The sequence below is a fragment of the Bacillus mycoides genome, from assembly GCF_001757995.1.
GTDB classification, from domain to species: domain Bacteria; phylum Bacillota; class Bacilli; order Bacillales; family Bacillaceae_G; genus Bacillus_A; species Bacillus_A mycoides_B.
The window spans coordinates 1-20,275 of the sequence record NZ_LXLV01000040.1; the positions used below are offsets into that span (position 1 = coordinate 1).

A 20,275-nucleotide genomic window follows, 5' to 3' on the forward strand; every position below is an offset into this window, starting at 1 on the left:
TATCTTCCCCCTAGTAAAAAATGGACACATATTAGGGGTATTTGGCTTGCATTCTAATTGGCTTAAAATCTCTGGCATTTAATCAATTATAACTCTAAAAAACATTTGACTAATCGTAAGAAAAACATTTGACTAATCGTAAGAAAAAGCACCCATTGCCTTTAGTCGACAATCAAGTGCTTTAAGTTCATATGTTTTTAAGTAGCATAAATTTGTAAATCTTGCAGTAAAAGTATGACACCTTTTGTATGTCATAAAAACTACTACGTTAAAACTTACGAGTTTGTACGAGTTCATTAGTTTCATATACAATCCATGTGTTTATATTCATCGCCCAGTAAAACGTCATCTCGCCTAAGCTCGTACTTCTTTTTCTATTCTATCATTGCACATAGTACTCCATGATGATATTACCTTCATGGAGTCTCTATTTTCAAATATATCATTTTTCTTTTTTCTAATTCAATATTTTAATTATCTTTAGTTCGCTTGCCTTATGTGTTATTGATATATAACACCTTTCTTATAGATAGCTTTGGCACTATAGAGTGCTCCTAAAAACATTATCTTTCCTCTCTACACAAATGAATATAATGACCAAATTCAGGAAATACATCCCAGTTTCTTTCAAGGGTATCGCTAATCTCACGCTCCTCGAATAAGCCAGTCTTTAAATCCCTTTTTTCCATTGCTATATAGCCATTTTCTCGGAATCCCAAAATCAAGCTACTTACTTCTGTATCAGTTTCATCATCATATTCCCAATACGTAGCTGTTCTTAAAAATATCTTACTGTCACTCATAACTTCAAAATCATAATTTAAATACTTACGAATCAAGTCATCATAAAATCCCACCGAAACCCATTCATTTGTAACATTTACAATATACTTAAGGTTTTCATCTTCAGTTAATACCGCCGTATATGGTTCATGTTTTTGATGGTATGTGTATGCATCACGGTCATCTAGAATATTCCAAGGCTTCTTTTTAATGTCCGACCATTCGTCACAATAATAAATTTTCATAGTCAATTATACACCTTCCCTTTAATATCCTTAATAATAATCCTATTTTTTGTTGCTTCATCAAGAATCGTTTGCGGAATTGGTTTATTTTGAACTGGTACTTCTAATATTAACTCACCTTTAAGTCGCCCCCCTTTGAGAGCGTTAGGATTAAAAGGACCATTTGATATTTTAGAACCTGAAGGATATTTTTTTGTAATTTCATTTAAATAACTCTTAGCTGTCTTTTCTTGCACTTCACTAAGTTGAGTGAATTTTCTCGATACTATTTCCTTATTGTGTGCATATGAGTCAACTACGTATTTTTTACCCCCTACTTCTTTTGCTTCCAACTCTACCTCATTATAAGGGTAACGAGGACGATTTTCCTTATTAAAATTATTCCCTGCTTCCCATCGCTCTTTAAGCCAATCCGGTACACTTTTCTTTTTAGGTGTAGCTTGACCCGTACCCTTACCACCATCTTTAGACTTCGCAAACTTATAATAAGCTTCTATTAATTCACCTTGAGGTATTTTGGTTACGATAGTTCCACCAACACTAGAGAATGCATAGGAAGCATCTCTCTTAAAGGATTGTAACATTTCAAGCTTAGGCTTCAATTCTTTTGCTAGTGTTACTGCATTAGCAATTGTAGTTATTCCACTTGATGCTTTTGCTCCTTTTGCGATATGACCGATTTTATTTAGTGCCTTATCGCCCAATAATGTGGTAGCTATTTGCGTTAATCCATAAGTAGTCAATTCTGTACGACTCTCTGCATCTCCCTCTATCATATCTCGTTTTATTTTATTTGAAAATGCATGCCACATATTTTTTGCAGTTTCATCCAAATGGAAAAGTACATAGGTTACATTAATAAAAGTTCCTATGTCCATATTACTTAAAGCTACTGCGGACTCGATTTCATCTCCAATAGCTTTCCCAGAGCCTCTTTGAATAGCTTCCCACATTTTTTTCACTGTTTCAAACATGCCAACTATACTGTCTGCCGCATCGTCCCAAGCATTTCTAAGCGGAGATTTCTCCTCAATTATGTTATTTGTTTCTATATCCCTAATTGACTGACCGTGTTTTCGGGCTGTTTCTTCTATAATCCCCTGAATAGAACTCACCCAATCCATATTCAACCCTTGTGTACTAAACGTCCCACTTACAGGACTAAATCCTTTCCCGCTTTGCACTTCAGCGAGTCCGGCTGTGATGCTAGCTGCTAATTGGAGGGCGGTGCTGTAATTGTTGCTGGACGTATGATTGAATTCATATAAATGCTCTAGTTTTTCTTCAAGTTTTTTTCTCATTGCACCTACTCCGGGCATCGGTGTAAGTACTTCTATTGCTTCTATACTTGTAATCGATTGATTAATTCCCCGTATTTGTTCTCTTATTTCTTGTTCGATCACATCTGTCGAAGCAACTTTTGCTTGGAACTCGTTTGGGAATGCATCATTTTGGCGAATTAATTCTTCACATAAGCATATGATTCCTTGCGCTAATGGCCGAAATGTTTGGACAAGGTAGGCTTTTGCACTACTGTATGTTTGTCCTTGTAAAACTGTATCTATCGCAAAGGCATCAATAGATTGAATGGCTTGTTCCATACTTTGAATCGTAGCATTACATATAGCGTTCATACTTTGAGTTTGACTTTGTACTTCTCCCAAATACATGTTTAAACTCATGTATTAACCTCCCTTTGTAGTTGCTGCTGTTCATAGGAAAGGTCGTTTTCTTTCTCACTGAGATGCCGTTTTTCTTTAAGCAACGTCTCTTTTTCGTTTTCTAATTCGAATGTAAGTTTTCTTTCATACTGTCCGATCTCTTGCCGCATATTCGTAAAAAGGTGAAATACTTCTTTGTCACCATGCCAAGTTTCTAGTATTCGGTTAAATAAACGATTGCTTCGATTTTTCCATTCATGAAAACTAGCCTCAGCTTGTTCTTGATTTTGCAGCTCAATTCGGTTTTCATTTTGTTCTTCAAATATACTTCGTAACTTTTGATTACATTGACTGATTCTCGTTTCAATTTCTTGACTCATCTTTTCTCCCTACCTTTTCCCCTTTACGTAGGCCGTTACATTATTGAAAAGTCTTTTGAAGTCCGTTATCCATTTTCTCAAATTCATTTGCTACGGAATAGATATTATCAATCGTCTGTTGAAAAGCAGCGCAAAATTGTTTCGTGATGTGTAAATTTTGTTGATTTGCTTCTTGTGCTTTGAAGTTCACAGATAGCGTAGTACGCGTTGCCTTATTTATAGAGCGACTAGTAGCACTTTGCATTCTATCCGAAGCATTTCTCATTTTCGTTGCAAGTTGCGTTGCCGTATGCAAATTACTTTGAAATTCTCCCATCACTTACCCCCTACCTTTTATTTCCAATAAAATTATACCACGGAAAAATATTCCAATAAACCGAATGTTCGAATTTAACATGCAATTCACCACTGTCATTGAAGATAAGAGCAAATCTTCTATTTCAACATAACTGTATCGAAAGTAGATTCTACTTATACAAAAAAAGATGACCTCAGCTTTAATGCTAAAGTCATCTTTTTCACCATATTATTTTACTAACGTTCCATTATAAACCTTTATATCAAGCGGAGCAGTTAAAAACTGTGATGCCTTACTAACGAAAGATGTGAAGTGTTCACTCGTATTATGACTCGCAACTGCTGTTTCATCTTTCCATACTTCTACCATCGTATAAACACTTTCTTTTTCTGTATCTTTATATAAGTCATAAGATACATTCCCACTTTCTTCTCTAGAACCATGAATGAGTGGCTGAATTTCTTCTATAAATGATTGTTGTTTTGCTGGATTTACTTGAAATATTGCGTGAATAATAATCATGGTGTTTCCCCTCTCATATTTCACTTATTTCTATTTTTATAAAATTACTTCCACTCAGCAACTTTTTCAATTGGAAGACGTACTGATTCGTAACCACTGTCAGCTGCTTTTCCGATTGAAATTAACATTACTGGTACGTGACGCTCTTTATCTAATCCGAATGCTTCTGCGATTTGGTCTTTTTCAAATCCGCCAATTGGGCAAGTGTCATAGCCGTGAGCACGAGCTGCTAGCATAAATTGCATTGCTACAAGACCACCGTCAATTAGTACTGTATCTTTCATTACTTCTGGTGTAACCATTGAGAAGTAACCTGAAAGTTTTTGCATTTGATCTTCTTTTACTTCTGCTGGCATAAGTCCGCGCTCTACTGCTGTACCGTAAATTTCTTCTGCGTTATCAAAGTTGTTTAAGTCTCCGAATACAGCGATCATTGCTGAAGATGTTTCTACTTGAGATTGATTAAATTTAGCAAGTGGCGCAAGTGTTGCTTTTGCTTCGTCACTTTCAATAACAAGGAATCTCCATGGTTGCATGTTTACTGAAGATGGTGCAAGTGTTGCTTCTGTAAGAATTTCAGTCATTTCTTCTTTGCTAATTTTTACAGCTGGATCATATTTACGAATTGAACGGCGTCCTGTTAAAATTTCGTTAAAATCATTAGTTTTTAGTAAGTTTGTCATAGTTGTATTCTCCCTTTTTTATAATTCTTTTATGTTTTCTTGAATGCGGTCTAACATCGTTAAAAGATTGTCGCGTTCTTCTTCACTTAATCCTTTAAATGCTGAAGTAGCGAAACGTTCTTTTTCCTCTTGAAACACTTGAATTTTATTTCGCCCCTCTTCAGTAAGAGAAACTAACGTAATTCTGTTATCATCTGGATTTTTACGTCTTGTAATCATTCCGTTTGCTTCCAGCTGTTTTAAATGCCTCGTAATCGCTGCATTGTCAATATTCACTTCTTGCTGAAGTGCTTTTTGACTAATTTCATCTACTTCATATAACTGAAGTAAAAGCTCTAATCTAGACTGACTCATACCCGTACACCCTTCAAACTTCGAACTTACTTCTTTATTTAGAAAGTGTAATTTATATAAAATAATTGCTTCTTTTGAGCATGAACTTGTCAAATTATCCCTCCTTTACTTTCGGAATGAAAAATGTTTGATACATCAATAGTTGATATGTCAATTAATATAATCTATATCGATTTATAATGCAAGCATTTTGTTTTCATTCTTATTTTTCCATATTAAGGCGCTTTGCAGCATTACAAAAAATGGAAATTACATTATAATAGTAATAATTCAAATGACTGGAGAGTGATTGTAATGCGGCAATACACAAATAGAAATGAGGTATTAAATATGGAAAACGAAATGAGGATATTAATTTATGACAACAATAAATATAGGGATTGTCGCGCACGTAGACGCTGGCAAGACGAGTTTGACTGAGCGTATTCTTTATGAAACGAATGTGATTAAAGAAATTGGCCGAGTTGATAGTGGCAATACGCAAACCGATTCAATGGAACTAGAAAGACAGCGAGGAATTACGATTAAAGCATCTGTCGTTTCTTTCTTTATTGGTGACTTAAAAGTAAATGTCATTGATACACCTGGACACGCTGATTTTATCGCTGAAGTGGAACGATCATTCCGCGTTTTAGACGGTGCCATTTTAGTTATATCTGCCGTTGAAGGTGTGCAAGCACAAACGAAGATTTTAATGCGAACACTACAGAAACTAAACATACCGACTGTTTTATTTGTAAATAAAATAGACCGTAGTGGTGCAAATACAGAAAAAGTTGTAAAACAAATAAAAATGATCCTTTCAAATGACGCATTCCCCTTCTATTCTGCCCAAAACGAAGGAACAAAGGAAGCTCGTATTATTGAATATAAATCATATGACGATTGTATTGAACGATTAGCACCATATAATGAATCATTGCTTGCATCATATGTAAATAACGAAATAATATCAGATGCGCTATTAAGAAAAGAACTAGAAAAACAAATACAACAAGCAAATGTGTATCCAATCTTTTTCGGTTCAGCAATGACAGGTATAGGAGTAACTGAACTACTTGAAAAACTTCCGGGCCTAATTCCAGCTAATACATCGACACAAGATGAAACATTATCTGGTGTTGTTTTTAAAATTGAGCGTGAATCTTCTGGGGAAAAAATTGCTTATGTTAGAGTTTTTTCTGGTAGCTTACACGTTAGAAAATATGTTGAGATACAGCACGGTGAGTCTCAATCACATAAAGAAAAGATTAAAAAAATGTGCATGTTTCATAATGGAACTGCAGTTCAAGCTTCTGCAGTTCACAGCGGAGAGTTTTGCAAAGTGTGGGGACTGAGTAATATTAAAATTGGTGATATTATCGGTGAGCGGACGGATTATATAAAAGATATTCACTTTGCCGAACCGCAAATGGAGGCTGCCATTGATGTAGTAGCAAAAAAACGAATTCATGATTTATATGCTGCTCTTATGGAACTATGCGAAGAGGATCCCCTCATTAAAGTGTGGAAAGACGATGTTCATGATGAACTATATATCCGTCTTTTCGGTGAAGTGCAAAAAGAAGTTATCGAGACTACACTTCTTGAAAAATACAAGCTACAAGTTACTTTTTCAAACACGCGAGTTGTTTGTATGGAAAAGCCAATTGGCATAGGAAATAGCGTTGAAGTAATGGGTGAAAAAGCGAATCCATTTTACGCAACAATCGGCTTCAAAGTCGAACGTGGTAAGCTTAACTCTGGCATAACTTATAACTTAGGTGTTGAACTTGGATCACTACCTTTAGCATTTCATAAAGCGATTGAAGACACAGTATTTCAAACGTTAAAACAAGGTTTATACGGATGGGAAGTTACGGACATTATCGTCACGTTAACACATACAGGTTATGCTAGTCCTGTTACAACAGCGAGTGACTTTAGAAACTTAACACCGCTCGTATTAATGGACGCTTTAAAGCAAGCTGAAACATATGTATATGAGCCATTAAACGAATTTGAATTAACTGTACCAGAGCACGCAATTAGTACCGCAATGTATAAACTAGCTGCTATTCCAGCAACTTTCGCAGAACCTATATTGCATAATGATTCTTACCACTTAACTGGTTCATTACCTGTTGCGAAAATAGAGAATTTTAAACGAATGCTACATTCATTTACCGAAGGAGAAGGTATCTTCACAACGAAGCCAGGTGGTTTCACAAAACTTACGGCTCCCTTTCCTACTCGAAAACGTGTTGACTTTAATCCGCTAAATCGGAAAGATTATTTACTTCATGTGTTGAAGGCTTATTAAAGTAAAAGAGGTGCAAATTGCACCTCTTTTTGCATGTATTGAAACTTAAATTAGTTTGTCCTTACAACTTCTTTAAGTTGTTCTATTACTTTTGCTATAGCTTCAATCGAATTTTCAGTTTCAAATTCCCCAACATTTACAGAATGATTTGCGTTTTTGACAATCTCAATCTTTAGATTCGATTGATCTAATTGCTCAATTTGATTTGCATTGTATTGGTGATCTTTGTCTCCAATGACTAAAAGCCCTTCATGATGACTATGTAAGATAGAATCAAAAATTGAATCAAAAGTTAGTAAAGGTGTAAGTAATAACATCTTTGACTGTAAGTATTCCTCTCTCTTCATTAAGTCATTTGCAACCGGAATTGTTCCGAGTGATTTTCCTAAAAACATCGAATTGCTATATTGCCCACTTTTAAGTACTTCATTCATTATAGGATTAATATCATCCATCATTACTTTCGTTATTTCTTTCATTGGTTTTTCCATTAATTGCCCATCGTAGGAATAATGAATATGTACTACATCTACTTTATGTTCAAGCATAAGCATCGTCGCATAATAAAATAATGGTTTATCATAATTGTAACCAGAACCGGAAAACATAAAGCAAATCGTTTTAGACCCTTTTTCGATATGTGTGTAACGGATGACTTTGTCGTCTATATGTATTTCCTTTTTAGTCCCCTTCACCGTTTTCCCCCTCCGAACACGTTTACTTTTGTAAAACGATATGTTCTGTATGAACTGACAAATCCTTAACTTTATCTTTTATAAATGCCGGCTGCAAGTTATATTCATCTAATTCTTCCACTGGCACCCACTTAAACAAATATGTTCTACCTTCTTCTTCAAGAATGTATTGATCCTCCCCATTCGCGGGTAATTCATGTAGCTCTACTTCATAATAAAAACTAATCTCATGAAACTTTCGCTCAGAAAGTGTAAAGAAATTTTCTACTGACCATAGTAATCTCTTTACTTCAATAGGAACACCTACTTCTTCTGCAAGCTCCCGTTTTAACGCATCTTCACTATTTTCTAGCATTTTCACGCGCCCGCCCGGTACGTACCAAAAATCTTCGCCGTCACCTTGCAGAATGAGTATTTTATTATCGTGTTTACAAATTGCTCCGACGCGGTAATTAAAACATGTTTCCTCAACTTTAAACGTTAGATCCATACTTAATCCCCCTATATGTTATTTAAATACCGAATTATTACAAAACGATTATGTATATCCTGTACAAATAAGATTACTAAATATTTCTATTTCATTCAATGATTTTTGAACTTTCAAAAAAACAAACGCAAATTTCTGTCATTACAAGTGTATATACATATGTTACAATCACAATACACACTAGAAAAACACTATGGGGGTACGAATGGAAACGTTATTAATCCAGCAAAACGAAAAATCAAATAAGTTTTGGAAAATCGTTGTGAAAGATAAAGATTATGTTGTGTTTTATGGAAAAATTGGCACAGCTGGTAGTGTAAAAGCGAAAGAGTTTGAAACAGAAGAAGAATGTATAAAAGAAGCTAACAAACTAGTTGCTTCCAAACGTAAAAAAGGATATACAGACCCGTGTCTAGGGGAAGATTACATAAAAGAAAAAACGATAACAGAAGAAGAATTTTGGGAACTACTTAATCGTGCAAAAACGAAAGGCGAAGACCAAGAAGAACAAATAGAATGGCTTACTTCTCACCTCGCTAAACGTACAGTACATGAAATTGTAGCTTTTGATACGCATATGCATCGTATATTAAAAGCTTCCTATACGTCTCACTTATGGGCAGCTGCTTATATTATTATGGGTGGTTGTTCGGATGATTGTTTTGATTACTTCCGCGGATGGTTATTATATCAAGGGAAAGAAACTTATGAAGCGTGTATTGAAGATCCAGAACGGTTAATTCCTGTATTAGAAAATTTGAGTGAGTATGACGTACCAAATATTGAAGAACTTTCTTTATACTTCGGTTACACTGTATATGTAGAAAAAACCGGGGATGAAGATGATACTTACTTTACACTTTATCATGTCTTATCTAATCAAGAATTCGACGAGATAGATATTGAGTTTGACTGGGATGAAGATGACGAAGAAGGATTGAAAAAGATGTTTCCTAGACTGTGGGAGATGTACGGGGAAGAACCGATTGAGTGGTAGATTTACATACGAAAAACGCCTTGTTTCTTTAGTAACAAGGCGTTTTTTCTTGATACTATGTTTAAATTGTTACCTTCCCACTCTCCCACCACTCCATAAAAGTTTCTAACGAAGGAGCAATCCACGTTCTACTATCATTTTCATGGTTCCATACGTATATATCATCTCTTTGTACCATTCCATTCAAAATGGAATAGCCAAACAAATCACCATTTCCACCATCAGCAAAGAATAATAAACAGTCAAAAGGCATATATAAATCCTTAAAATCAACTATATTTCTCATATTCATATTTTCAGTTTTAATTTTTGAAGCATCCCAAATAAAGTCTCCGTATTCCCCTGCTATACCGTTTGTTTCTTGTAATAATTGATATAAATCATTTGGTAATTCCACATGTAAACATTTTTGTATATCAGTAAGCTCATCCTTCGTAGCCGGATTTTTTAAGCTTAATTTTGATGAGATACTGTGAATAGTGTTTTTCCACATAACTTTTTATCCTTCCTATAGTTCTTCATGTTCAATCAAGTTTATACCAATAATCAAATTGGGTATGTACTTGTATCACATATGTTATCATCTCTGGATCATTTGGTTGTTTTTCTTTCTTTATATCTTCAATAGCATATTCACTTACATAACGAATATCTCCCATCTTATCTAGGTAATAATTCCCCTTTTCATTTTCTACTACCTTACTATCATCTTTAAAATAGAGCTGAATTTCTACACCGGTCACGTTAGAATTGGGATACTTTAACTTCCCTATTTTTTGATAAAATGAGATTACTTCTGCCTTCGATTGCTTCGTTTCTATAATTCGATTCGCTACCACTTCCCAATATCCACCATTCCCTATTTCAATCCAATTTTTCTCATCCGCTTCATAATCTTTAATTACCTTACTATCCAAAGGCATCGGCAATCGGAAAAATTCAGAAGAAAAGGAACGAGAGATATACCACGTACTATTTCTTACGAGAATGACTGTTAGCAAGAGGATTATAACCGTTAAAATTATCGTCCTTTTTCTAACCTTTTTTAATTGATCTATCATATTTCTCTCCATCCCTATTATCTATAAAAACTATCCATTCCACTTTTCTAACAATTCTTTCTCCCTTTCAACTGAAATACCTGCTTTTAATTCCCATTCGTCCATACTCTTCATCCAGTCATGCACGTCTGTAACAGTATCTTCTAATCTTCTAAAAGTAAGCCCTGCTTTAACAGCATTCTCGACACGAATAGAAAATCCACCTTTCCACGGCTTCGTTTCCCCTTCTAATGGAAAAGTTTCCGGAAGCCATAAAGGCATCTCTGTCCAAGGCTGCACTTTATGTTCCTTCATAAATGATTCATCGACCCAAACGAATTCAGCATCGCTTTTCGTAACCTTTTTACACGTATTTAATAGCTCTTCCATCGTCAACTCATCATCCGGACCTGTTATATTGAATGTACCTACTTTATTATTTTCTGCCATGTTTAGTCCAAAGCTCGCAACATCTTTTATATCAACTAATTGCACTGGACGATCTTTTCTTCCTGGAACTAACACGCTTCCGCCCTTTGCTACACGCTGAATCCAGTACGGAAGTCGATCTGTATAATCAAACATTCCTGAAAGAAGTCCTGCTCTTACGTGTAAAACACGACCTGGCCAATACTTCTCTGCTTCTTTTTCACATAATACTTTAAGTGCACCATAATACTCATATGGAGATATTTCACCATTCTCTACAGCCTTTACCTTATCACCCAGTGGTTCTGGCTGTAATATATAGTCTTCTTTTATGTGATGGGGAATCCAATCTTTATATACGGAAATGCTTGAGATAAATATATAGTGTTCAATATTATCTTTAAGTACTTCTCCAACATTCCTAATATGATGTGGAGAAAATCCACACGTGTCTATGACAACATCCCATTTTCGATTTTTTAAACTTGATACATCGTTATTTCTGTCACCGATTAACTGCTCTACTTTAGGAAAAATTTCTTTATTTGTTCCGCGGTTGAATAATGTAACTTCATGCCCTCTTTTTAAAGCCTCTTCTACAAATGCTCTTCCTAAAAATCGTGTACCACCTAGTATTAGAATTTTCATAGTTCTCCCCCATTCGTGATAAAAAATCTATTCTTTTGTTTAACGATTTTTTGAGGTGGAAAGTTACGGGTATTTATTTTTTTACTTCAATTTTAATTCTATAGGCAAAAAAGAAACCATTTTGAAAAATTAATAAAGATGGTTTCTAAATTAAAAAGTAATTATATTTTATATGTATCTTAACTAAATTGCTAACTCTCATTCTGTTCATTAATTCTTTAACTCCGCACAACTTCCCCATCAACAAATCAATCTCAACAACGAAAAAATAAGCCCGATGCAAAGGCATCGAACTTATTTTTTTAAGCTTGATAGCTAATAGGTGTGAATTAAAATTAATATGAAGTCCAGCCGCCGTCTACAGAAATCACTTGTCCGTTTACAAAACTAGCTTCGTCTGAGCCTAAGAAGATAGCCAGTTGTGCAACTTCTTCTGGTTGTCCAGCACGTGGATTAATTGCCATACCTAATGCTTGGCGGCTCGCACCAAATTCGCTCATATTTGTCATTGTAGAAGCAATGTTTGTTATGACTGCTCCAGGAGCGATACCGTTACAACGGATGTTGTTGTTCGCATACATAAAGGCAGTGTTTTTTGTTAGGCCAACGACTGCATGTTTAGATGCTGTGTAAGCAGCACCAGCACGTGCACCGTATAATCCACCTGCAGAAATATTATTGACGATCGTACCGTGTCCTTGTTCCAAGAATAGATTCACTGCAATACGCATTGTTTTCATTACAGATACTGTATTCACAGAGAAAACCTTCTCCCAGCGTTCGTCTGAAATTTCACCAACAGGCTCCATTCCATCCATGATACCTGCATTATTAACAAGAATATCTAATTTCCCGTAAGCTTGTTTTGTTTCATCGAAAAGACGTTGAACATCTTCCTCGGAGGTAACGTTTGTTTGAACAGCTATGGCCTCTGCACCTGTAGCTTTAATTCCTTGTACTACATGTTGAGCCCCTTCTAAGTTTAAGTCTGATACAACGACTTTTGCTCCTTCTTTTGCATAACCTTCTGCAATTGCTTTCCCCATGCCTGACGCAGCACCAGTGACAATTGCTACTTTACCTTTTAATCTCATCTGAAACGGCCCCTTTGTCTTTTATTGCACAGTTGTTCAATAAAAATTATAATAATATAAAAGAGCGCTTACAATGAGCAAAAAAACGATAAATGTTCAATAATTAACAAATCGTAAGAAATGTGTTCAATAAGAGGTGAAAAAAATAATGCGTACAGATATACGTATTGTGAAAACAAAAGAGGCGTTACATAACGCATTGTTAGAATTATTAAACGAAAAAACTTTAGAAGTCATCTCCATCTCGGAAGTTTGCAGAAAAGCAAAAATAAATCGTGGTACATTTTACTTGCATTATAAACAAGTAGAAGATTTATTTGAGGAGTATTTTAAAGAAATTACAGCAGATTTGACACGTTCTTATCAAGAACCTTATCGCTATGTATCAGTATTGAAAACTAGTAAATTAGATCCTTCTACAATTCGGATTTTTCATCATATCGAAAAATACAAATCATTCTACAGAATTGTTTTTTCCAAAAAGGTTCCTTTAATGTACTATTATTTATTTTTTGAGGAAATAAAGCATTTGTTACTTCAAGATAAAGAAGCTTTGCTTAAAGAAGGCGTGAACCATTCACTTTATTGTTCCTACCAAGCAAATGCGATTATTGGCATCATTATTGAGTGGTATCAACATGATTTTTCTTATAGTACAAGTTATTTAAATGATCAGCTTGTTCAATTTTTAAATATGGGAGTAGACGGTTAATTTAAAACAAAGTTGTTTTATGGAATTTTTCATTCTGTCTATTTCCATTTCATATATAATTAAAATATCCAATATTTGATCAACAAATTATACGTACTTAGGTAGGTGATAAATATTAATAAAAACATAGTTTATCATTCAACATTTTACATTTATTCTCTCACATCGTTATTTTATATCTTTTTGCTAAACATAGAAAATGGTCGTAATTATTTGGGTTTTACGATGGTTGTTCCGTTGTTAGCCGTTATTTTATATCAAAAAGCATATAAGAAACAAGAAATTTTTCATACATTTGGCATTTCACGTCCAACATTAAAATCACTAATTTTCTCCATTTTATTCCCACTACTTCTAGGTCTATGTCTCCATTTCTATTTTTATATTTATAATATAAAGTTCTTATTTAATCACTGCAATGAATTGGGAATTCTCCTACTCATTGGTCTTACAATTGCAGCTTTGTCTGCATTTTTAGAGGAAATTATTTGGCGCGGGAATCTTCATTACTATTTACGAAAAAAATATTCATTAATACAAACCGCAATAATTACAGCTTCACTTTGGTCTTTATGGCATTTACCAGTAGCACTCTTTTATAAAAACTATGAGTTATGGTTTGTAGGAATATTAAGTTATCTATCGTTATTATTTATATTATCTATAATTTTGACGTACACGAGAGAATACGGTCGTTCTGTACTACCACCCGCAATTTTACATGGTATGTTTAATGTATTTTTTTTAACAGATGGATTGCAAAACAAGTGGGATGCCAGCCTAATGGAGTTAATTAAATTTATCTTTTTAGCAATTGCGCTCTGCATTATGTATCTTATACATCGACAAGTTAAAAAATAGTTAACAATTAAAAAAAGTGTTTCAGTTTAATGTACCTTAATTAGCTCATTAAGTACTTCAACACCTTACAATTATTCAATAATCGTATAGGTGTTGAAGTTTTATAATCTTAGTTGAACGACTTCGTTCTCACAATACTTATTTCAATCATGGAAAGCATAACTATTCCTTTTATTTTCATTTTCATAAAACTATTAAATTAGGAAATATACACTCTTTGATTAACCTCCATCTATCCCGCACTTCCGGTACAATTTCAGATGCAATCGCCACCACCAATTCCTTCTCCGGTATACAACAAACCATATTCCCACCATCGCCCATTGCACAGTATGAATAGATACCATCTTCTTCTCGTAACCACCATAAGTAACCATATTGATTTGAATTCATCGCTGTTGATTCTTGTACCCACGATTTTGAAAGAATTTGTTTTCCATCATACTTACCTTCATTCAAATACAATTGTCCAAACTTAGCCATATCTCTAGCTGTTAACGTAAGTCCCCATCCGCCTGTCGAAATACCATTTGGATCATGAACCCATCCTTTCACATCTTTTCCGAATAAGTCGTCGAATCCAAATGCTTTCATATTGTAGTTTGGAATTGCTCTCATACCGATAGGCTGAAATAAATGCTCGTTCGCAAATTCACGCGCACTTTTTCCTGTTGCACTCGTAATAATTGCTGATAGTAAATGAGCTCCTGCAGATGAATATTTAAAAGTTCCAATTTGTCCGCCGTTCCCAATTCTATTAAGTGTATACTGCACCCAATCCTGTTGCGTACATAATTCTTCTAACGGTTCCTGCCAGTCTGCAAAAGGATATGGTGCTGTCATTGTTAGAAGGTGTCGCACTGTTACTTCAGATATCTCAAGATTATATTCTGGAAAAAACTCTATTACTTTTTGATCAACACTTTTTATATACCCTTTTTCTACACATATCCCAATTAATGCAGAGATTATCGTTTTTGTAACAGACGCTACATGAAATGTATCACCTGGACCGTAACCATTATAATAGTTTTCAAAAACAATATTACCTTTCTGCACTACTAATATACCATTAATATTTTTATAGTCTTCTTTTATAATATTATCCAATTTTTCAGCAGTTTCCATCATTCTTCCCCCTTAACCTATGATTAAAAAGGTTCGATAGGTACATATATATCAACTATATGTTTATTTTCCGGGTGCTGCTCTGGATCATTTTTATACACTTCAAAAGGATATGAATCTCTCGGTTTATATCCGCTATTTGGCAGCCATTCACCGTATAAGAAATCCCATGCTCCTTTATATTCATCTTGGCGTATCTCAAAATGACCTACCGCGTACTTCCCTGAAGGTATTACCATTATTCCAATGTCGCTCGTTCCTACTGCGGACTCATCCGGAATTGTTATACATAGACTTGTTCTTAAATGATAGTCCTCAGTAAATTCATGATGATCGTGGTAAATTGTTAATACCTTCGTATCCTCGAATACATGATAGTTTTGCACTGTGGCGTAACGAAATAGTTTTTCTATCATTTTTGGAAAAGCTATAGCTAACTCCTTATATGTACCTACATGTCTTATGTATGCGACGTTTACGTTGTCCGCTGTTACAATTTCGACCTCTCCTCGAACCTTCTTACACTCATTGTATTGGGAACCTTCGCTAACGTCTTTGCAATTCTTGCTATTGTAATTTCTATAGTGAGACGGACTTACTCCGTACTGACTTTTAAATGTCCGGGAGAAAACTGCTGAATCTGTGAACCCGAAGTAATACGCAATATCTGTAATCGTCATATCTGGACGGTAAGTAAGTAGATGTGTTGCCCTCTCTAATTTCAAACGATTCACATACCGAGATAACGGCTCTTCCATCATCCCTTTAAAAATTCTATGAAAATGAAATTTTGAAAAGCCTGCCACATTAGCTAATTCTTCAATTGAAAGTGAATCGTTTATGTGAGATTCTATATAATCTTGAACTTTATAAATACGTCGTAAATACTCATTTCTACTTTGAGAACTCTCCATATTCATACCTCCTCGCAACAAAAAGGCTAACAACATGTTAGCCTACTTTTACACATTTTTAAAAAATAAAACTCTACTCCCGCCATTACCATCATAATTTGTATGTACGGATACACCTTCTATTTCATCATCCCCAGCTTCAATTCGAAAGCCAATTTCTTGATGAAATTGTATCGAATTTTTATTAACTGGTGACGTGATTGCTTTTACAACTTTACGGTTGCTTGCACGAGTGACATCAAAGAAATAAGAATACAATGTCGATGCAATTCCTTTTCTTCTATACTTCGGATTTACACCAACAAAATGAACGTACGCTTCATCTTGATTTGTTTGTGAAAAGAATCCGCATAAGAAACCTAACGTTTCTCCCTCTTCTTCAATGATAAAACTCGTTTCTTGAAAGTGGACGAAGAACAACTTTGGCAACATGCCAGCCATATCTCTCCCGCCCCACCAATCATTTAATACGGAATGAATCTTTTCATAATCTTCCCCTTGGATGTTTCTTACTCGCATGTGTTTCTCCCTCTCACTCACTTCATTTTCTCATAAATTTTAATAACCGTTTCTACTAAAAGAATGAATACCCAAATACCACAAAATACAAGAACAGATTGGAATATCGATCCAAGTATCATAACACCAATCGCACCTGATATTGAAAATGATACTCCACCAAACCCTGGATCCTGTATAAGTGATCCAGCAGAAAAAGCTGTTATAATAGATACTATTAAATAAATAACACTCATTATTTTTAATATTTTTATAGAAAGATACGAAGTTTGTTCTTTCTCCACTTGTGATAATTCGATTTCCCCGCTCGCAATTCCTTTTTGAAGACAATCTTCACACAAAAATTCTTCATTTATTTTTTTACCACCATGTATTGTACCTGTTATTTCTTTACACCTTGAACATTTTCGATTTATCATTTTGATATCACTCCAATCAACTATGATTATCTTAATATAATTCGACATTTACCTTATTATCCCTTTTATGTATTTTATAGAGAAAGGTCGTGTTTTATGATTTCAAAACCCACATTTGGTTCTAAAAATCCCACGGTTCATTATGTATTACGGCCGAGTTGCTATGCGGTTATTTTCAATCCAGTTACTTCAAACATAGCTGTCATTCAAAATAGAGAACGTTACTTTTTACCTGGTGGCGGTATGGAAGGTACGGAAACGAAAGAAGAATGTTTACATCGTGAACTGCTAGAGGAATTAGGATGGGCAATTGAAATTGATCAATATATCGGTAATGCAGCACGATATTTTTACGCAGAAAAAGAAGACACATATTATTTAAATGATGGATTCTTTTACATCGCGAAAATGATAAAGAAACAAACCGAAAACTGTGAAGAAGATCATGTTTTACAGTGGATGCCTCCATTACTGGCTATGGAGCATTTAATTCATGATCATCAAAAATGGGCTGTTGAACATGCACTTTTATTGCAAAAACAAAAAGGATCCCCTTCTATTTGAAAGAGATCCTTTTTATATTTAACTTACTTTTTTCAAATTTAAAGCTGGCTTTTTGATTCCGCCTTTTTTTACAACATATAAACCTATAAAGATTATAAACCCGCCAACTAGTTGCATCATATTGATTTGCTCTCCGATTGTTACTGCCGCAAAGATAACTGCGAACAATGGTACAAGATACATATAAACCATTACTTTCGTTGAGCCTATTTTACTAATACCGACATACCACATTGCAAGTCCGAAGATTGTCGCAAATACGATTGAATATGCTAGAGATCCCCAGCTTAGCATGTCTACTGGCCACGTTAACGTATTTACATTGAATAAACAATATACAACGAGTGGTACAATTCCAATTAAAGTAGACCATGATGTGACTCTCATTGCGGAGTATTTTGTAATAAGGGGTTGCGCCAAAATTGGGTACCAGCCCCACGCAATTGCTGCGACTAATCCAATTACATTTCCGAGCCATGCATACTCGTAAGTAGCTCCTTCCGTATGACCTGTTAATAAAACGAATGCTGCACCAATAAATGCTACTATTGAACCAATTTGTACTTTCATCGAAAAACGTTCTTGTTTGTGCAATACTGCTAATATCCCTGTAAATATAGGTGACATCGCAATTAATAATGAGGCGTTCGTTGCTGAAGTATATTTCACAGATAGCATAAACATCGTTTGATACATCGTCGTTCCAACGATACCGACTGCTAATAATCGTAACCAATCTTTTCTTTCAATACGTAGTGAGCGTTCCATAATAAATGTAATAAGTAATAATACCGGTGATGCTACTAAAAATCGTAAACTATTAAATTGAATGGATGACATAAATGCCACACCATACTTTCCAATTGTATAATTTGCTCCCCATACTAATGCAACTGATACTAAGAGCCATTCCATTTGCCATCGTTTCATCCGAATCTCCCCTTCCCTATTTAGCATAGTAAAATTGGCTGGATATAACACCGTCCAATTGGCTGTTTTTTTACCCAGCCAATTTGTTATACTTGATGTATATAAGAGATGCGGAGGTGTTTGTATGGAATGGAAGCTAGATAACGACAGTAAAATCCCTATTTATCAGCAAGTTGTTGACTTTATTGAAAAACGTATTACATACGGAGAACTTCCTCCAGGTAGCTTCCTCCCTTCAGAACGGAAATTAGCTACGCAGTTAAATGTAAACCGCAGTACGGTAACAACTGCTTATAATGAACTTCGCGCAATGGGAATTGTAGAAAGTACGACCGGCAAAGGTACACGTGTGAGTACACATATGTGGGGCGTTTCTCCAACATTAACGCCGAACTGGAGAGGCTTCATAGAAGGTGGTACTTTTTTACCAAACTTACCGTTACTCCGTCATATTCGGGCAGAAGTACAACAAAATGAAAATATTATAGATTTTGCTAATGGAGAGCTCGGTTGTAATCTCTATCCTCACGATCAACTACAAACGATTTTACGAGAACAACCGTTAACGCAGTCATTAAGTTACGATCATCCGCAAGGCTATCTCCCGCTAAGACAAGCGGTTGTAAAATATATGAAGGAATATTTAAAGGTTGAAGCGACTGAACAATCCATTATGATTACATCCGGAGCCCAGCAAGCCCTGCACCTTATCGTACAATGTTTATTAAACCCAGGTGATGCCGTCGCTTTCGAAAGTCCATCGCACTGTTATTCCTTACCGTTATTCCAATCAGCAGGTATTCGTATTTTCCCATTACCTGTCGATGAACAAGGTATTAATCCAGACGATGTGCAAGAATTATATAGAAAGCATCGTATTAAAATGATCTTTTTAAATCCAAATTTCCAAAACCCTACGGGAACGATGCTGCATCCAAACCGTAGCAAAAAACTTTTATCACTTTGTGCAGACTTACGAATTGCAATCGTTGAAGATGATCCATCTAGTTTACTTACGTTAGAAAATAAACAACCTTGCCCTACTTTGAAATCTATTGATGAAAATGGAACTGTCATTTATGTACATTCCTTATCAAAAATGATTGCACCAGGTTTACGAGTTGGATGGCTCGTCGCCCCGCAGTCTGTCGTAGAGCGCTTGTCAGATGCACGGCACCAAATGGAATTAGGGATGAGTATATTCCCCCAGTGGCTTATGCAGCAATTTTTTGAAACCGTACCATTTCAGTCGCATATCGTACCGTTACGAAAACAACTAGCAGAAAAAAGAGACGTTATCGTCCGTGCCCTAAACGAGAAACTTCACGATAAAATCTCTTTTTCAAATCCAACTGGTGGTATATACATATGGGGAAAATTAAAAGAACCAATAAACGAAAAACAACTCATTATGCAAAGCTTAAAACAAGAAATCGCCTTTATGCCGGGCAGTATTTTCGGTGCAAAAGATGGTTACATTCGTTTGTCTTATGGAAAAGTAAATATTGATCAAATTGAAGAAGGTATTTCTCGTTTGCGTGAAGCTATTTTAGTTTGTGAAAAATAACATTAAGTAAAGAGATTTCGTTTGACAAAAGCAAAATCTA

24 protein-coding genes are annotated in these 20,275 nt (G+C 35.1%); 6 read left to right on the forward strand and 18 right to left on the reverse strand.

All coding sequences use genetic code 11. From position 1 onward, the window contains the following. Positions 1 to 563: 563 nt before the first annotated feature. The 7 genes from BWGOE10_RS14985 to BWGOE10_RS15015 all read right to left on the reverse strand — a co-directional run bounded on the left by BWGOE10_RS14985 (position 564) and on the right by BWGOE10_RS15015 (position 5,019). Entirely contained in the window at positions 564 to 1,028 is a 465-nt protein-coding gene (locus tag BWGOE10_RS14985; RefSeq protein ID WP_070143770.1) for a hypothetical protein, read from the reverse strand. Between the two features lie 2 nt (positions 1,029 to 1,030). After that, positions 1,031 to 2,710 carry a cytoplasmic protein gene (locus BWGOE10_RS14990; protein ID WP_070143772.1) on the reverse strand — a complete coding sequence of 560 codons (1,680 nt, stop codon included), beginning with the start codon at positions 2,708 to 2,710 and terminating at the stop codon, positions 1,031 to 1,033. Then, entirely contained in the window at positions 2,707 to 3,069 is a 363-nt protein-coding gene (locus BWGOE10_RS14995) for a DUF3958 family protein (protein ID WP_070143774.1), read from the reverse strand. The genes BWGOE10_RS14990 and BWGOE10_RS14995 overlap by 4 nt, the downstream gene beginning before the upstream one ends. 40 nt (positions 3,070 to 3,109) lie before the next feature. After that, positions 3,110 to 3,385, reverse strand: a complete 276-nt coding sequence (locus BWGOE10_RS15000) for a TIGR04197 family type VII secretion effector (RefSeq protein WP_070143776.1) — start codon at positions 3,383 to 3,385, stop codon at positions 3,110 to 3,112. Between the two features lie 210 nt (positions 3,386 to 3,595). Next, positions 3,596 to 3,889 carry a putative quinol monooxygenase gene (locus tag BWGOE10_RS15005; protein WP_070143778.1) on the reverse strand — a complete coding sequence of 98 codons (294 nt, stop codon included), beginning with the start codon at positions 3,887 to 3,889 and terminating at the stop codon, positions 3,596 to 3,598. Positions 3,890 to 3,933: 44 nt separating this feature from the next. Further along, entirely contained in the window at positions 3,934 to 4,572 is a 639-nt protein-coding gene (locus BWGOE10_RS15010; RefSeq protein WP_070143780.1) for a nitroreductase family protein, read from the reverse strand. Between the two features lie 18 nt (positions 4,573 to 4,590). Then, complete coding sequence (locus BWGOE10_RS15015) at positions 4,591 to 5,019, reverse strand: MarR family winged helix-turn-helix transcriptional regulator (RefSeq protein WP_070143782.1); 429 nt, start codon at positions 5,017 to 5,019, stop codon at positions 4,591 to 4,593. Positions 5,020 to 5,284: 265 nt separating this feature from the next. Between BWGOE10_RS15015 and BWGOE10_RS15020 the strand changes: the two genes are divergently transcribed. Continuing rightward, positions 5,285 to 7,228 (forward strand): elongation factor G, encoded by a 1,944-nt coding sequence (locus BWGOE10_RS15020; RefSeq protein ID WP_070143784.1) that lies wholly within the window; start codon positions 5,285 to 5,287, stop codon positions 7,226 to 7,228. 50 nt (positions 7,229 to 7,278) lie between these two features. Here the strand turns inward: BWGOE10_RS15020 and BWGOE10_RS15025 are convergent, their stop codons facing one another. Together BWGOE10_RS15025 and BWGOE10_RS15030 are read right to left on the reverse strand one after the other, a co-directional pair. Then, on the reverse strand, positions 7,279 to 7,923 hold the full coding sequence (locus tag BWGOE10_RS15025) for an alpha/beta hydrolase (protein ID WP_070143786.1): 645 nt from the start codon (positions 7,921 to 7,923) through the stop codon (positions 7,279 to 7,281). 22 nt (positions 7,924 to 7,945) lie between these two features. Beyond that, positions 7,946 to 8,413, reverse strand: a complete 468-nt coding sequence (locus BWGOE10_RS15030) for an NUDIX hydrolase (protein WP_070143788.1) — start codon at positions 8,411 to 8,413, stop codon at positions 7,946 to 7,948. 205 nt (positions 8,414 to 8,618) lie between these two features. On the opposite strand from BWGOE10_RS15030, the gene BWGOE10_RS15035 reads away from it, so the two are divergent. Next, entirely contained in the window at positions 8,619 to 9,410 is a 792-nt protein-coding gene (locus BWGOE10_RS15035) for a DUF4240 domain-containing protein (RefSeq protein WP_070143790.1), read from the forward strand. A 61-nt stretch (positions 9,411 to 9,471) separates the two neighbouring features. On the opposite strand, the gene BWGOE10_RS15040 is transcribed toward BWGOE10_RS15035, so the two are convergent. The 4 genes from BWGOE10_RS15040 to BWGOE10_RS15055 form a co-directional block, all read right to left on the reverse strand. Then, positions 9,472 to 9,903: an SMI1/KNR4 family protein gene (locus BWGOE10_RS15040; protein WP_070143792.1), complete on the reverse strand. Its 432-nt coding sequence runs from the start codon at positions 9,901 to 9,903 to the stop codon at positions 9,472 to 9,474. A gap of 31 nt (positions 9,904 to 9,934) precedes the next feature. Then, the gene (locus BWGOE10_RS15045) at positions 9,935 to 10,471 is read right to left on the reverse strand and encodes a hypothetical protein (protein ID WP_070143794.1); all 537 of its coding nucleotides are present in this window, start codon (positions 10,469 to 10,471) and stop codon (positions 9,935 to 9,937) included. 30 nt (positions 10,472 to 10,501) lie between these two features. After that, positions 10,502 to 11,527, reverse strand: coding sequence for an SDR family oxidoreductase (locus BWGOE10_RS15050; protein ID WP_070143796.1), 1,026 nt, complete (start codon positions 11,525 to 11,527; stop codon positions 10,502 to 10,504). Between the two features lie 335 nt (positions 11,528 to 11,862). Next, positions 11,863 to 12,621: an SDR family oxidoreductase gene (locus BWGOE10_RS15055; RefSeq protein WP_070143798.1), complete on the reverse strand. Its 759-nt coding sequence runs from the start codon at positions 12,619 to 12,621 to the stop codon at positions 11,863 to 11,865. Between the two features lie 148 nt (positions 12,622 to 12,769). On the opposite strand from BWGOE10_RS15055, the gene BWGOE10_RS15060 reads away from it, so the two are divergent. Together BWGOE10_RS15060 and BWGOE10_RS15065 are read left to right on the forward strand one after the other, a co-directional pair. Next, positions 12,770 to 13,333: a TetR/AcrR family transcriptional regulator gene (locus tag BWGOE10_RS15060; protein ID WP_070143800.1), complete on the forward strand. Its 564-nt coding sequence runs from the start codon at positions 12,770 to 12,772 to the stop codon at positions 13,331 to 13,333. A 105-nt stretch (positions 13,334 to 13,438) separates the two neighbouring features. Then, complete coding sequence (locus BWGOE10_RS15065; protein ID WP_070143802.1) at positions 13,439 to 14,194, forward strand: CPBP family intramembrane glutamic endopeptidase; 756 nt, start codon at positions 13,439 to 13,441, stop codon at positions 14,192 to 14,194. A 183-nt stretch (positions 14,195 to 14,377) separates the two neighbouring features. Here the strand turns inward: BWGOE10_RS15065 and BWGOE10_RS15070 are convergent, their stop codons facing one another. The 4 genes from BWGOE10_RS15070 to BWGOE10_RS15085 are packed head-to-tail and all read right to left on the reverse strand — an operon-like array spanning position 14,378 to position 17,174. Further along, complete coding sequence (locus tag BWGOE10_RS15070; RefSeq protein ID WP_070143804.1) at positions 14,378 to 15,322, reverse strand: serine hydrolase domain-containing protein; 945 nt, start codon at positions 15,320 to 15,322, stop codon at positions 14,378 to 14,380. A gap of 23 nt (positions 15,323 to 15,345) precedes the next feature. After that, positions 15,346 to 16,236 (reverse strand): AraC family transcriptional regulator, encoded by an 891-nt coding sequence (locus BWGOE10_RS15075; protein ID WP_070143805.1) that lies wholly within the window; start codon positions 16,234 to 16,236, stop codon positions 15,346 to 15,348. A gap of 48 nt (positions 16,237 to 16,284) precedes the next feature. Then, positions 16,285 to 16,755 carry a GNAT family N-acetyltransferase gene (locus BWGOE10_RS15080; RefSeq protein WP_070143807.1) on the reverse strand — a complete coding sequence of 157 codons (471 nt, stop codon included), beginning with the start codon at positions 16,753 to 16,755 and terminating at the stop codon, positions 16,285 to 16,287. A gap of 17 nt (positions 16,756 to 16,772) precedes the next feature. Beyond that, entirely contained in the window at positions 16,773 to 17,174 is a 402-nt protein-coding gene (locus BWGOE10_RS15085) for a DUF3980 domain-containing protein (RefSeq protein WP_070143809.1), read from the reverse strand. 96 nt (positions 17,175 to 17,270) lie between these two features. Here BWGOE10_RS15085 and BWGOE10_RS15090 point away from each other — a divergent pair, with 96 nt between their 5' ends. After that, positions 17,271 to 17,738: an NUDIX hydrolase gene (locus tag BWGOE10_RS15090; RefSeq protein WP_070143811.1), complete on the forward strand. Its 468-nt coding sequence runs from the start codon at positions 17,271 to 17,273 to the stop codon at positions 17,736 to 17,738. 18 nt (positions 17,739 to 17,756) lie between these two features. Here the strand turns inward: BWGOE10_RS15090 and BWGOE10_RS15095 are convergent, their stop codons facing one another. Further along, positions 17,757 to 18,668, reverse strand: coding sequence for a DMT family transporter (locus BWGOE10_RS15095; RefSeq protein WP_070143813.1), 912 nt, complete (start codon positions 18,666 to 18,668; stop codon positions 17,757 to 17,759). Positions 18,669 to 18,792: 124 nt separating this feature from the next. Between BWGOE10_RS15095 and BWGOE10_RS15100 the strand changes: the two genes are divergently transcribed. Beyond that, entirely contained in the window at positions 18,793 to 20,235 is a 1,443-nt protein-coding gene (locus tag BWGOE10_RS15100) for a PLP-dependent aminotransferase family protein (RefSeq protein WP_070143815.1), read from the forward strand. Positions 20,236 to 20,275: the final 40 nt, after the last annotated feature.

Bases quoted from the DNA above. Each gene is read 5' to 3' on its own strand.
- BWGOE10_RS15060 (WP_070143800.1), top strand. From the start codon at position 12,770: ATGCGTACAGATATACGTATTGTGAAAACAAAAGAGGCGTTACATAAC.
- BWGOE10_RS15090 (WP_070143811.1), top strand. From the start codon at position 17,271: ATGATTTCAAAACCCACATTTGGTTCTAAAAATCCCACGGTTCATTAT.
- BWGOE10_RS15100 (WP_070143815.1), top strand. From the start codon at position 18,793: ATGGAATGGAAGCTAGATAACGACAGTAAAATCCCTATTTATCAGCAA.
- BWGOE10_RS15070 (WP_070143804.1), bottom strand. From the start codon at position 15,322: ATGGAAACTGCTGAAAAATTGGATAATATTATAAAAGAAGACTATAAA.
- BWGOE10_RS15080 (WP_070143807.1), bottom strand. From the start codon at position 16,755: ATGCGAGTAAGAAACATCCAAGGGGAAGATTATGAAAAGATTCATTCC.
- BWGOE10_RS15040 (WP_070143792.1), bottom strand. From the start codon at position 9,903: ATGTGGAAAAACACTATTCACAGTATCTCATCAAAATTAAGCTTAAAA.
- BWGOE10_RS15085 (WP_070143809.1), bottom strand. From the start codon at position 17,174: ATGATAAATCGAAAATGTTCAAGGTGTAAAGAAATAACAGGTACAATA.
- BWGOE10_RS15030 (WP_070143788.1), bottom strand. From the start codon at position 8,413: ATGGATCTAACGTTTAAAGTTGAGGAAACATGTTTTAATTACCGCGTC.
- BWGOE10_RS14990 (WP_070143772.1), bottom strand. From the start codon at position 2,710: ATGAGTTTAAACATGTATTTGGGAGAAGTACAAAGTCAAACTCAAAGT.
- BWGOE10_RS15095 (WP_070143813.1), bottom strand. From the start codon at position 18,668: ATGAAACGATGGCAAATGGAATGGCTCTTAGTATCAGTTGCATTAGTA.
- BWGOE10_RS15010 (WP_070143780.1), bottom strand. From the start codon at position 4,572: ATGACAAACTTACTAAAAACTAATGATTTTAACGAAATTTTAACAGGA.
- BWGOE10_RS15035 (WP_070143790.1), top strand. From the start codon at position 8,619: ATGGAAACGTTATTAATCCAGCAAAACGAAAAATCAAATAAGTTTTGG.
- BWGOE10_RS15045 (WP_070143794.1), bottom strand. From the start codon at position 10,471: ATGATAGATCAATTAAAAAAGGTTAGAAAAAGGACGATAATTTTAACG.
- BWGOE10_RS14985 (WP_070143770.1), bottom strand. From the start codon at position 1,028: ATGAAAATTTATTATTGTGACGAATGGTCGGACATTAAAAAGAAGCCT.
- BWGOE10_RS15050 (WP_070143796.1), bottom strand. From the start codon at position 11,527: ATGAAAATTCTAATACTAGGTGGTACACGATTTTTAGGAAGAGCATTT.
- BWGOE10_RS15020 (WP_070143784.1), top strand. From the start codon at position 5,285: ATGACAACAATAAATATAGGGATTGTCGCGCACGTAGACGCTGGCAAG.
- BWGOE10_RS15000 (WP_070143776.1), bottom strand. From the start codon at position 3,385: ATGGGAGAATTTCAAAGTAATTTGCATACGGCAACGCAACTTGCAACG.
- BWGOE10_RS14995 (WP_070143774.1), bottom strand. From the start codon at position 3,069: ATGAGTCAAGAAATTGAAACGAGAATCAGTCAATGTAATCAAAAGTTA.
- BWGOE10_RS15005 (WP_070143778.1), bottom strand. From the start codon at position 3,889: ATGATTATTATTCACGCAATATTTCAAGTAAATCCAGCAAAACAACAA.
- BWGOE10_RS15055 (WP_070143798.1), bottom strand. From the start codon at position 12,621: ATGAGATTAAAAGGTAAAGTAGCAATTGTCACTGGTGCTGCGTCAGGC.
- BWGOE10_RS15075 (WP_070143805.1), bottom strand. From the start codon at position 16,236: ATGGAGAGTTCTCAAAGTAGAAATGAGTATTTACGACGTATTTATAAA.